The organism is Coprococcus sp. AF19-8AC (assembly GCF_003603115.1).
GTDB classification, from domain to species: domain Bacteria; phylum Bacillota; class Clostridia; order Lachnospirales; family Lachnospiraceae; genus Coprococcus; species Coprococcus aceti.
The window spans coordinates 20918-33263 of sequence record NZ_QTMI01000002.1 but is presented as its reverse complement, the minus strand read 5'-3'; the positions used below and the strand labels follow the sequence as shown (position 1 = coordinate 33263).

Here is a 12346-nt window from a genome sequence, read left to right as displayed (position 1 = left end):
AGCATAGAACCTGCATTTGTCAAGTTGTGTAAGTATAATAATTTGTTATGGTAAAAAATGCAATAACAGCCAAGGATATTTAACAGAATGTTTATAAAAGAATACATATTGTAAAATAAAGAATTTGTGTTATCTTGTTTAATTGGATTGCAGTTTGTATCAGGGAACTACCTACTGCATGAGACAGACTGCAAATATTAAATATAGATAGAAAAGAGACGATGCGTATGCTAAGAAAGAACAGAGAACTCAGACAGACATCCGAAACATTCCTGCTCAGTGCGATACTTGCGCTTTCGGGGGGATTTCAGGATGCATATACATACAATGCCAGAGATGAGGTGTTCTCCAACGCCCAGACAGGAAATGTGGTTCTCATGAGCCAGCATCTTATGATGGGAGATTTTAAGATTGCATTGAGATACCTTTTTCCGTTGATCGCATTTGCACTTGGCGTGCTGGTGGCGGAGAGGATAAGCCATAGATACAAGAATGCATCCCGCATACATTGGAGACAGATAGTTGTGCTGGTGGAGATCGTGATATTGTTTGCGGTTGGATTCATACCGGTGAGGTTCAATCTGCTCGCCACGATGCTTGTGTCATTTGCCTGCTCCATGCAGGTTCAGACTTTCAGAAAAGTAAATGGCTACGGCTATGCCAGCACGATGTGTATAGGAAATCTCCGAAGCGGAACGGAGAGTCTGTCGGTATACCTCAGGGACAAAGAGCCTGGGGCACTCAGAAAGGCCATGCACTATTATGGAATCATCATCATATTCGCACTTGGCGCCGGAGCTGGCGGCGTGTGCACGCTGCATCTGGGGTTCAAGTCGATCTGGATATCCAGTGCACTTCTTATGGTGGCACATCTCATGATGTATAAGGAGAAGAGATAACGCACTGTTTTTATCTGAAGAGTAGCTGGATGTTCAAAATATCACAAAATTATCGCTAAACAGCAAAAAAGCGGCAGAAAGATACAATTTTAAATTATTTTGTATCTTTCTGCCGTTTATTCATAAAAATGCGAAAATATTATGCGCTTACATCCTACCCTCATACACCGCTTCGTTCGTGAACTCGATTCCAAGCTTCTTGAATGTGTTCATATCAACCGCCGACAGTATGGCAGATGTGTGAAGCTGGCATCCGGCAAGCTTTGGAAGCTGCTGCAGAGCAAGCTTGGCATTTGGATCTGATACTGCACACATGGACAGGGCGATGAGAACCTCGTCTGTGTGGAGTCTTGGATTCTTGCTGCCAAGGTACTGAGTCTTGAGCTTCTGTATAGGCTCGATAAATGTTCTTGAGATCAGGTGTGTCTTCTTGTCGATGCCGCCAAGTATCTTGATGGCATTCAGGAGGACTGCTGATGAAGGTCCGAGAAGGTCTGAGGTAGAACCTGTGACGATGGTTCCGTCTGGCAGCTCAAGTGCAGCGGCAGCAGAACCGGTCTCTTCGGCAAGCTTGTTAGCAACAGGGACAACGGCGCGGTCATCCACGGTGATCTTTGCCTGCTTCATGATGAGTTCTTGCTTGTAGACCTCATCCTTTGTAGCCTCGTCTCTGACAAATCTGTTCACGGACTGATAATATCTTCTGATGATCTCCTGCTTTGAAGCCTCCTGACAAGCCTCGTCGTCAACGATGCAGTTTCCTGCCATGTTGACACCCATGTCTGTAGGTGACTTGTATGGGCAGTGTCCGTAGATTCCCTCGAACATAGCCGCAAGGACAGGGTAGATCTCTATATCACGGTTGTAGTTGACTGTGGTCTCACCGTATGCTTCCAGATGGAACGGATCAATCATATTCACATCGTTGAGGTCGGCAGTTGCAGCCTCGTATGCCAGGTTTACAGGGTGCTTGAGAGGAATATTCCAGATAGGGAATGTCTCAAACTTTGCATAGCCAGCCTTCACACCGCGCTTATTCTCATGGTAGAGCTGGGAGAGGCATGTAGCCATCTTGCCGCTTCCAGGGCCAGGTGCTGTGACGATGACGAGAGGTCTGGTAGTCTCAACATACTCGTTCTTGCCGTATCCCTCATCGCTGACGATCTTTTCTACGTTGTTTGGATATCCATCGATTGAATAGTGGTGGTAAACCTTGATCCCTATTGCTTCAAGCTTCTTCTGGAAAACATCCGCAGAAGACTGTCCAGCGTATCTGGTGATTACCACACTGCTCACATACAGTCCCTTTTCTTTGTATACGCCTATAAGTCTGATGACATCCTGATCGTAAGTGATGCCGAGATCGTGTCTGATCTTGTTGCGCTCTATGTCGGCAGCATTTATAGATATGATCATCTCAGCCTGGTCTGCAAGCTGGAGAAGCATCTGAAGCTTACTGTCCGGAGCGAATCCTGGAAGGACTCTGGATGCGTGATAGTCGTCGAATAACTTTCCACCAAATTCCAGATACAGCTTGTCTCCGAACTGTCCGATCCTCTCTCTGATATGCTCAGACTGCATGGACAGATATTTGTCATTGTCAAAGCCAATTTTTCTCATCTTGTGAATCTCCTTAAACTATAATTGAACAGACATATGGTTTTGTCTGTGTATCTCTTTATGAAATAATGTAATAAGTAAGAATACTTAAATTTATAAAGCGTCCTATAAGAGAATACCACACAGATGGGAGAAAAAACAGAGGAAAGTTCGGCAAAATTGCAAATGTAATAATGCAGTAAATTTTTTCTGTATTATAGTGTTTTATATTGAAAATGATGGATGGATTGGGTAGAGTAAGGGTATGGGAGTAATGCTCGCAAATAGCAGGAACAGGAGGTACAGACATGAGTGCAGATTACATCACAATGACCATACCAAAGCAGAAAAGGATAGCTCTTATCGCCCATGATGCGAAGAAGGAAGAGCTCATCAGATGGTGCGAGGACAACAGGAACATACTGAGCCAGCATGAGCTGTGTGGAACGGGAACTACAGCCCGCATGATAACAGACAGGACAAATCTTCAGGTGAAGGGCTACAACAGCGGTCCGCTTGGAGGAGACCAGCAGATAGGTGCGAAGATTGTTGAGGGTAGGATAGATTTCGTAGTATTCTTCTCTGATCCGCTCACGGCAGCACCACACGATCCGGATGTGAAGGCTCTGCTCCGTATCGCTCAGGTGTACGACATACCGATGGCGAACAACAAAGCCACAGCGGACTTTATGATCCAGTCCAAGCTGATGGATGAGCCATACGACCATAAGGTCATCAACTTCCAGAAGAATATCGACAACAGGGCGAACACGCTGGGGAAATAATTGTATAGTGATAATGAAGTCTAAGAATCCACAGGATATCTGGCAAATGTCAGCCGACCTGTGGATTTTTTCTATTTTAGGCAGAGATAGTGGAGGGGCCTGGTTCCATCGGCGGTATAATTTTTCCGGAATGTTGTCAAAAAAATTATGTGAATAAAAGGAGAGGCTTATGAGAAGGATGAAACGATTTATGGCATTTGCACTGTCGGCGGCTATGATGCTGGCCACGGTGAATATGCCGGAAGTGACCGCCTGGGCACAGGATACCGGCAAGGTGACATATTATTCAACATGGAGTGCTGCAAAAAATACTGTGGTTAAGAAATAATGAACCACATGGCACTGGATATATAGAATTATAGAGTTACAACACGCGGATGTATTGCAGGATTTGCAATACATCCGTTTTGTATATATAATGGGGTGGATGTAAAACATATTTGTATTGAGGTAAATGCATTTGAAAGTTGCAAAATGGATCATGCGGGCCATAGTTGTTCTGGTGGTCGGAGTCATGCTGACTGCGGTGATCATATCCGCCGGGCTTGGAAGACAGGCGCGTATGACGATGAAAGAAGAAAAAAAGGCAAAAGCGAAAAGCTCTTACACAGAAAAAGAGATGACCATAACTGAGAAGTTCCGGGACATTAACATACAGGTGGCAGACGACATGGATGTGAAACTGGTGGAATCCGACGATGACAAATGTCACATCACATATTTTGATTCGCCCGACGTCGTACATTCCGTGACGGTGCAGGATGATGCGCTGGTCATGACCTGTGCCGACAACAGGATATTTGGCTCAGACATAGGCTTTGGAGACGATCCTTATGTCGTGGTGAGTATACCGGAGGGAGAGTATGGAGATATATCCATGACCTCGAAGACGGGAACTCTGGTGTCCAGTGTGCAGATATCCTGTGGGACATTTGAAGTAACTGAGGTGAATGGCGGAGCGTATCTGTCCAATATAACCGCAGAAAATGTAAATGTCGTCACAGATTCCGGTGAGGTCACCATGGCTTCTGTGGATGCGGATAGTGTGAAGGTGAATGGCAGCAGCGGCGACTTTTCGATAATGAACGTCCACGGCGACAATGTCATAATATCTGCGGGCAAGGGTTTGCTTGAGGGGTATAATATAAAGGCGGCAAAGGTTGGACAGTTCATGACATCTTCAGGAGATATAAATGTAGATGCGTGCGATGGACATATGCTCTGGTTTGCGACGGAGAGTGGTAACGTGGATATATCATTCTTGTCGGAGAAACGTTTCCTTGTGAACAGCAAGAGCGGAGAGGTGGACATACCTGAGTCCCATATGGAAAATGAAAACAAGTGCATTGTCGATACCACATCGGGAGATGTCCAGATAAAATATGTTGACAGATAGAACGACTGAGTTTGGAAGGTTATAATATGGAATTAAAATTTGTTGATATTGATGATTATAGAAAACAGGTAAAGCACCTGTTCGTGACTGCGTTCCCAAGGGAAGAAAGACCTCCTATGTGGATGCTCACCAGAAGATGCAGACAGGGAAAGGCGAGGTTTCGTGCGGTTGTGGACTCAGGCAGGTTTGTCGGACTGACATATGTGATAGGTGATGACAGGGTGAAAACGCTCATGTTCCTTGCGATAGATGAATCGGCAAGAGATGGTGGATACGGCTCTGCAATATTAAAAAGGGTGAGAACAGAGTATCCGGATCAGAAGCTGTTTCTGAATATCGAGCCCCTTGATGAGAATGCGCCGAATTACGACCAGAGGTGCCGGAGAAAGGCGTTCTACGAGCGCAATGGCCTGTCCTGCCTGGATTACCAGGTCAGAGAAGCCGGTGTTACATATGAGATGATGACCTACGGAGAGTACGTGACACGGGACGAATACGAAGAGGTTATGAGAGTTATGTATGGCTCTCTTCTATATAAGATAATAAAGCGCATGTAAATGCAAATGTACAGGAAAGGAGATCTGTGACATGGCAAAGATGGTGAAGATAATAAAAAAGAAAGATGAATACTCAATGGAATATGAAGTGGGCGATGTGCTCAAGGTGGACAGCACATGGTACGGCGGCGTGACTGTGCTCGGCAAGACCGGTGTGCCGGTGTCCATAGATAAGGATGAATATGAGGAGGTTCAGGATATTTCTGAGCCGGAGAAAGCTGAACCTACGAGCATTGAGGAAGGACTCAGACCTGCGGGACAGGGCGTTTCAACAGAAGCCTTTGACCATTTGAAGGAGATCGAAGATGAGGTCCGCGGCGCTGTGAAGGATCTTCTTGCAGTTGCGGGACTTGAACCCGGCGATGCACTGGTGGTCGGCTGCTCATCCAGCGAAGTTGCAAATATGAGGATAGGCTCATTCTCCAGTGAGGAGATCGGCAAATGTATAGCGGGAGCAATACTCGATGAACTCAAAGACACAGGTGTCTACATGGCGGCGCAGTGCTGTGAACATCTGAACAGGGCAATAATAGTTGAGAAGGAATATGCAAAGGCGAACAGGATACCGATAGTCAATGTTGTGCCACAGCTCAAGGCGGGCGGTTCATTTGCCACAGCGGCATACGCAGATATGAAGGAGCCAGTGGCTATCGAGGCTATACAGGCACAGGCAGGCATTGATATAGGAGATACTCTCATAGGCATGCATCTTGCGCCGGTGGCCGTTCCGGTCAGATCTGAGCACAGCATGGTTGGAAGTGCACATGTGGTTATGGCGAGAACCCGTGCAAAATACATTGGCGGTGCGAGAGCCTGCTATCGCTAAAAAATAAAGAATTACCCGGAGGTATGACGTGTACGACAATATTATATTTGACTTATATGGAACATTGATAGACATTCACACTGATGAGGAGGACATCGCTGTGTGGAAACATATGTGTGAGTTCTATGCGCAGCACGGAGTGAAATACAATCCGGCAGGACTCAGATCAAGGTACAAGAGACAGATCAGACGCGCAGAACAGGCCATGGCAAAGAAGAGGTTCAAATTCCCTGAGATACAGATACTTGAGGTATTTGAGCAGCTCACGTTGAAAAAAGATCAGACACCGTCCGATTGTGCAGAGCTGACAGTGGCTGCGGCTCAGGAGTTCCGCAAGGCGTCTACAGGATATATAAGACTGTATGACGGCGTGACGGATATGCTCGAACAGCTCAAGCAGGCCGGAAAGAAATTATACGTTCTGTCAAATGCACAGAGAGTTTTCACCTTCCCTGAGGTTCAGTCACTTGGCATAGAGGGATATTTTACAGATATATCGCTCTCTTCGGATTTCGGTGCAATGAAGCCGGATGCAGCGTTCTATCAGCAGCTTCTGGACAGAAATCATATCAATCCGAACAGATCCATAATGGTGGGAAATGACGCGGTATGTGATGTGCTGGCGGCGAAGCAGGTCGGACTCCACACCTGTTATGTACACTCCAATATATCCCCGGTGGATGATGCCGACAGAGACATAAAAGCAGACATAATTATGGATGAGGTAAATGTGCCGGAGATGTGCAGACTTATCCTTGATGATGCCGACAGATAAGACCGGTCATATCCGAATATAAAAAAGAACTATTCGTCTTTAGTTAAAACGAATAGTTCTTTTTATTCTATATAGGATCTAGCTGAAAAGCTCTCCGTGCTTCTCGTAATCGGTAATACGTGAGATGGAGTTGTCATCATTTACAAATACGACCTTAGGCGTGTGCTCCTTTGCCTCCTCAGGGGTCATTGATGCGTAGCACATGAGAATGATGTGATCTCCGACCTGGACCTGACGGGCAGCAGCACCGTTGAGGCACATAACTCCTGATCCCGGCTCTCCGGCTATGGTGTATGTCTCGAAACGATTACCATTTTCTATGTCAACAATCTGTACTAATTCATACTCGAGGATTCCGGCGGCCTTTAAAAGCTCAGAATCTACAGTTATACTGCCGACGTAATTGAGCTCAGCCTGAGTTACAACTGCGCGGTGTATCTTACTCTTTAACATCGTAATATTCATAAGATTTGCCTTTCTATGCTGTATGCATCCTGTTTACCGCAATTATAATATCATAAATTGACAATATTGCAACAGTAAATAAAATCATTTCTTGATTATATTATTGACATGTGCAAAAATAACTGAAAGAGAGTTGTAGACCGGACATTTGGAAAGGTGGACAATGGAGAGTCAGAATTACTTAACTATTGCAATAGAAAAGATGGGGCACGTCATGCTTGATGACAGGCATATGAAAGCCTCTGACATATATAAAACAGCGGTTAAGCTTCACAAAAAAGAGGATTATAATCCGCCTTCTTATAATGAAGATAAGTTTAAGGTCAGATCGGTGTTTGAGAAGGGCGGACTGTGCTTTTATGTGATGCCTAAAGACGGCAGGGCGACGGAGTTCTTCATGTATATACACGGCGGAGGATTTGTGTCGAGGATAACACACAATGAATGGAAGTTTGTGTTCGACACGGTGGAGAGAACCGGCTATGGGGCGGTGGTTCCGATATACCCGCTTGCGCCGGAGCATTCGGTGACAGAGGCACTGGATATGCTTACGGGTGCGTATGACAAGCTGTGTGACTCGGAGGATGTCCAGCGTCTGGTGCTTCTCGGACATTCATCCGGAGGCTGTCTGGCGTTATCGCTTGCCATACAGTTGTGGAAGAAGGGCAGGAGAAGACCGGACAAGCTCATACTGTGCTCCCCGGTTCTTGACACGGAATTTGAGGACACGGAGCTTGAACAGAAGATGAGTGACAAGAGCCGTTTTATGTACAGATATTACTACACGCCGGGGATAAAGCATTTCCTCTCTGCTTACTGGGTGAAGGATGCGGCAGGCAGGACGGATATGACAAGTCCCGTGTATTACGACATAACGGATATATGCGATGAGATGGATATATTCACGACAAATGACGACATGCTCAACTGCTATGCCAGAAGGCTGTATGATAACGCGAGCAGGACGAATATGAAGGTGCATTACTATCAGTATTATGCGGTGACACACGATTATCTCGAGCATCCCCTCATACCGGAGTGCAAGACCATCATGAAGAAGATCGCCGGCTGCATCAAGGGAGATTCGGATTTTGTACCTGCTGACATAGAGAATGACATTTGGTGCAGGGCGATGATGGCGGAGCGTTATCCAAAGTTATATGAGGACAACGAGGCCATAAAGCTCACGGACAAATTAGGCATCGAGCATAAGAAGAGGAATGCCAGATACACATTTTACGACAGGACAGTCATGATGGAGAGGCTGGTCGCTGTGGACGAGAGGGTCCGAAACTTCATAAACAGATATGCGGACGGAATTATCGTCAATGTCGGATGCGAACTGGATACCATGTTTTCCCGTGTGGATAACGGCCGTATAAAGTGGTACAATGTTGATCTCCCGGAGCGCATAGATATAAGAAGAAAATACATGGAGATCCGGGACAGAGAGGTCAACATAGGAAGTTCAATATTTGATTACGAATGGCTTGATGAAGTGCAGAAGCCTCAGAATGTGGCGATCCTGTTTGTTGTATACGATATGATGAGATATTTTGACAAGGACAAGCTGAAGTTGTTCCTGGATGCGATATGGAAGAAGTATCCGGGGGCTGAGGTTGTATTTGATGCCAAGAATTCGGTTGCAAAACATAGATGGAACAGAAGCGTGTTCATGGGTAAAAACAAAGGAACGATGCTGCGGGTGAGCATAGATAACTGCACAAGTCTTATGTATGACTGGAACATCAAGTACAAGATACTCTGTGATGAACCGATACTCAGAGAAGCGGATCTTGAGAGAATGTTCTCACACAGTGAGGCGAGAAGGTTCAGACATGCCATAAAGAAGAAGTATGACAAGGTCATACATTTGCGGCTTGGCACGGAACATTTCCTTGATAATATGTAATCAGTGTATGCGGACTAAGGCGGACTAAGCTAAGAAGGAAGAGACAGGTAGAGATATGGACACACAACAGATAAAGAAATTTACCAGAAACTGGTGCATACTGGTTGGATCGGTATGTCTTATTGCTGGAATTGTTATAGGAATATTTATAGGAAGAGCGGGAGGATTTACCAACTCCAAGGCATCTCCGGGGCTTTCCTATGAATCGGGATATACGCTCGAGGATACGGAGATAACCAGTCTTATATATGACAATTACTGGAACTATATACCGACAGCGTACATCAATGTCGGAGAACTCGGCCCTGATGCGCTGCTGTACAAGATCAGCGACAAGGTGGAGAGAAACAATCTCGATGTTGAGAAGTTCTACACGGGCGACGATGGATATATGCATTACAGCGATGACAATATAAAGGACACACTGGTGGGTGTGGATCTGTCAACATTCCAGTCAGACATAGACTGGGAGACTCTGGCGAAGAACAAAGACATAGATTTTGTTATGCTCAGAGTGGGTTACAGAGGCTACACGCAGGGCGGACTGATGCTGGATTCAAGCTTTGAGGACAGCAAGGCGGCCGTCATCAAATACAAAATACCGACAGGGCTTTACTTCTTCACCCAGGCGATAACATATGACGAGGGTGTAGAGGAAGCGAATTTTGTCCTCAAACAGATAGGCAAGATGAACGTCAAGTATCCTATAGTTATCGACTCGGAGCTTATCGGCGACAGTGAGGCGAGAGGCGACAACGCATCGAATGATGAGAGAACGGATGGCATAGTCGGCTTCTGTGAGACGATAAAGGCGGCAGGCTACACGCCGATGATATATGCCAGCAGGAATATGTTCGCACAGTGCCTTGACATGGACAGACTCGGGGATTACGAGCTGTGGCTTGCACACTATGCAAATGTTCCTAATTTCCCATACAAATATACAGGATGGCAGTACACCGAGTCCGGAACCGTTGACGGTATATCCGGAGACGTGGATCTGGATCTCTGGTTCAAATAATAAACCTTGAATAAACGTGTTATCACAGCCCCGGTTGTTACATATTATAAATGGAATAAACAACCGGGGCTGGATATTTTATATGGCAACAAAAATTATGATAGATGCCGGGCACGGCGGATATGACAACGGTGCATCGTATGAGGGCAGGCTTGAGAAGAATGATAACCTGAACCTGGCGCTGGCACTTGGGGATGAACTCACCCGCAGGGGATATGATGTGGTATACACCAGAACGGAGGATGTATACGATTCTCCGGTCCGCAAAGCACAGAAGGGAAATGAGAGCGGAGCAGATTATTTTATATCGCTTCACCGCAACTCTGCACCGGAGGCCAACAAGTACAGCGGAGTGCAGACCCTTGTCTACGATAAAAGCGGAGTGAAATACAATCTTGCACAGGAGATCAACAGCGAGCTTGAAAAGCTGGGCTTTCGAAATATAAATGTTGAGGAGAGGCCGGGGCTGGCGGTGCTGCGCCGGACTGAAATGCCCGCAGTGCTCATAGAAACAGGCTTTATCAACAACGATTACGACAATTACCTGTATGATTACAATTTTGAAGCCATAGCAGACGCAATAGCAAATGCTGTGGATGAGACGATCGGCGCGTGAGCGTGAGCCTGGCAATAAACGGATTTGAGTCAGGCCGGGTAAAAAATAAAAAAATTGTTGACATTGCATTTGCATTGTGTTACATTAAGCAACGATGAACTGCCGAAGACAGTAGGTGCCCCAGGGCGTAAGATGTTATATCACCTACCGAGGAAAGATATCGTTATTGAATTAACAATCTACTCTCAGGTCTTAGGGCTTTGAGAGTTTTTTTATATCTTGGAATGTGCAGTCATTAGTAAAATAAGGAGGCGCATTATGGCAAAGGTAGAGTTAAAGAAGCCAATAGTAGAAGAGATCAAGGCAAATCTTGAAGGCGCTGCTACTGCAGTAGTTGTAGACTATCGTGGTCTTACAGTTGAGCAGGATACACAGCTCCGTAAGAATTTAAGAGAAGCTGGTGTTGTATACAAGGTATACAAGAACACAATGGTTAACTTCGCTATCGATGGAACAGAGTTCGAAGGCCTTAAGGGTTGTTTAGAGGGACCAACTGGTCTTGCAATCTGCAAGGATGACGCTACAGCGGCTGCAAGAGTTCTTGCAGACTTCGCAAAGAATGCCCCAGCTCTTGAGCTTAAGGGCGGCGTTGTAGAAGGTACATTCTACGATGCAGAAGGAATCCAGGTTATTGCAAAGATCCCTTCAAGAGACGCGCTTATTTCCAAGTTCCTTGGAAGTATCCAGTCACCTATCGCAAACTTCGCTCGTGTTATCAAGCAGATCGCAGAGCAGAAGGAGGCTTAATATTAAGCCTGATAGAACATCTGATGTATATATCGGCACTGCCGGGATCATATGCTGTCAGATATTCAACTGTCTATATCATGGACAAAGGGTATCCGCATGATACGAGAATGATGTGTGGATGCATTACAAAATAACAAATTATATTATATGGAGGAAAAACATAATGACAACTCAGGAAATTATTGAAGTAATCAAAGGTTTATCAGTATTAGAGTTAAACGACTTAGTTAAGGCTTGTGAAGAGGAGTTCGGCGTATCAGCAGCAGCAGGTGTTGTAGTTGCAGCAGCAGGTGCAGACGGTGCAGCAGCAGCCGAGGAGAAGGATTCATTCAACGTAGAGCTTACAGAGGTTGGTCCTAACAAGGTTAAGGTTATCAAGGTTGTTCGTGAGCTTACAGGCTTAGGTCTTAAGGAAGCTAAGGACGCTGTAGATGGTGCTCCAAAGGTAATCAAGGAGGACGCTACTAAGGAAGAGGCTGAGGAAGCTAAGACAAAGCTCGAGGCTGAGGGCGCTAAGGTTACATTAAAGTAATTTGATCCTTATTTTATTATCAGACTTTATTCGGCCTGGCGGAGATGGATCTCATCCCGCCGGGCCGGTTTTTCTATACATCTTTTCTCAATTAATAAAAAAATCTAAAAAAATTCCAAAATATAGTTGACAAATATTGCATTTGCTGTTAGGATAGTAAACTGTCACTATTATGGCTTCGTGTGCATACACATCATAATAGGGTGATAAATG

General features: G+C 45.5%; 14 protein-coding genes and 1 other annotated feature. Of the genes, 12 read left to right on the top strand and 2 right to left on the bottom strand.

Annotated features, from left to right (window positions below; all coding sequences use genetic code 11):
- Nucleotides 1-227: 227 nt before the first annotated feature.
- Nucleotides 228-899: a YoaK family protein gene (locus tag DWX57_RS05000; protein WP_055224431.1), complete on the top strand. Its 672-nt coding sequence runs from the start codon at nt 228-230 to the stop codon at nt 897-899.
- A gap of 147 nt (nt 900-1046) precedes the next feature.
- On the opposite strand, the gene DWX57_RS04995 is transcribed toward DWX57_RS05000, so the two are convergent.
- On the bottom strand, nt 1047-2519 hold the full coding sequence (locus DWX57_RS04995; RefSeq protein ID WP_015534206.1) for a DUF1846 domain-containing protein: 1473 nt from the start codon (nt 2517-2519) through the stop codon (nt 1047-1049).
- 287 nt (nt 2520-2806) lie between these two features.
- Here DWX57_RS04995 and DWX57_RS04990 point away from each other — a divergent pair, with 287 nt between their 5' ends.
- The 6 genes from DWX57_RS04990 to DWX57_RS04970 all read left to right on the top strand — a co-directional run bounded on the left by DWX57_RS04990 (nt 2807) and on the right by DWX57_RS04970 (nt 6837).
- Nucleotides 2807-3283, top strand: coding sequence for a methylglyoxal synthase (locus DWX57_RS04990; RefSeq protein ID WP_055147786.1), 477 nt, complete (start codon nt 2807-2809; stop codon nt 3281-3283).
- A 169-nt stretch (nt 3284-3452) separates the two neighbouring features.
- Nucleotides 3453-3611 carry a hypothetical protein gene (locus DWX57_RS14055; RefSeq protein ID WP_158564602.1) on the top strand — a complete coding sequence of 53 codons (159 nt, stop codon included), beginning with the start codon at nt 3453-3455 and terminating at the stop codon, nt 3609-3611.
- Nucleotides 3612-3743: 132 nt separating this feature from the next.
- On the top strand, nt 3744-4679 hold the full coding sequence (locus tag DWX57_RS04985; RefSeq protein WP_158564601.1) for a DUF4097 family beta strand repeat-containing protein: 936 nt from the start codon (nt 3744-3746) through the stop codon (nt 4677-4679).
- Nucleotides 4680-4705: 26 nt separating this feature from the next.
- Nucleotides 4706-5236, top strand: coding sequence for a GNAT family N-acetyltransferase (locus DWX57_RS04980; protein ID WP_118758525.1), 531 nt, complete (start codon nt 4706-4708; stop codon nt 5234-5236).
- 289 nt (nt 5237-5525) lie between these two features.
- Nucleotides 5526-6062: a TIGR01440 family protein gene (locus DWX57_RS04975; protein WP_117550523.1), complete on the top strand. Its 537-nt coding sequence runs from the start codon at nt 5526-5528 to the stop codon at nt 6060-6062.
- Nucleotides 6063-6090: 28 nt separating this feature from the next.
- Nucleotides 6091-6837: an HAD family hydrolase gene (locus DWX57_RS04970; protein ID WP_158579443.1), complete on the top strand. Its 747-nt coding sequence runs from the start codon at nt 6091-6093 to the stop codon at nt 6835-6837.
- Nucleotides 6838-6915: 78 nt separating this feature from the next.
- On the opposite strand, the gene panD is transcribed toward DWX57_RS04970, so the two are convergent.
- Nucleotides 6916-7302 carry an aspartate 1-decarboxylase gene (gene panD, locus DWX57_RS04965; protein ID WP_015534201.1) on the bottom strand — a complete coding sequence of 129 codons (387 nt, stop codon included), beginning with the start codon at nt 7300-7302 and terminating at the stop codon, nt 6916-6918.
- Nucleotides 7303-7465: 163 nt separating this feature from the next.
- Here panD and DWX57_RS04960 point away from each other — a divergent pair, with 163 nt between their 5' ends.
- The 5 genes from DWX57_RS04960 to rplL all read left to right on the top strand — a co-directional run bounded on the left by DWX57_RS04960 (nt 7466) and on the right by rplL (nt 12133).
- The gene (locus DWX57_RS04960) at nt 7466-9214 is read left to right on the top strand and encodes an alpha/beta hydrolase fold domain-containing protein (protein WP_022216758.1); all 1749 of its coding nucleotides are present in this window, start codon (nt 7466-7468) and stop codon (nt 9212-9214) included.
- Nucleotides 9215-9269: 55 nt separating this feature from the next.
- Nucleotides 9270-10235, top strand: a complete 966-nt coding sequence (locus DWX57_RS04955; protein ID WP_022216759.1) for a glycoside hydrolase family 25 protein — start codon at nt 9270-9272, stop codon at nt 10233-10235.
- 82 nt (nt 10236-10317) lie between these two features.
- Nucleotides 10318-10851, top strand: a complete 534-nt coding sequence (locus DWX57_RS04950) for an N-acetylmuramoyl-L-alanine amidase family protein (RefSeq protein ID WP_015534198.1) — start codon at nt 10318-10320, stop codon at nt 10849-10851.
- Between the two features lie 84 nt (nt 10852-10935).
- Nucleotides 10936-11073 (top strand) — a sequence feature (ribosomal protein L10 leader region).
- Between the two features lie 36 nt (nt 11074-11109).
- Nucleotides 11110-11598, top strand: a complete 489-nt coding sequence (rplJ, locus tag DWX57_RS04945; RefSeq protein WP_120123154.1) for a 50S ribosomal protein L10 — start codon at nt 11110-11112, stop codon at nt 11596-11598.
- 166 nt (nt 11599-11764) lie between these two features.
- Nucleotides 11765-12133: a 50S ribosomal protein L7/L12 gene (gene rplL, locus DWX57_RS04940; RefSeq protein WP_015534196.1), complete on the top strand. Its 369-nt coding sequence runs from the start codon at nt 11765-11767 to the stop codon at nt 12131-12133.
- The last annotated feature ends 213 nt before the right edge of the window (nt 12134-12346 follow it).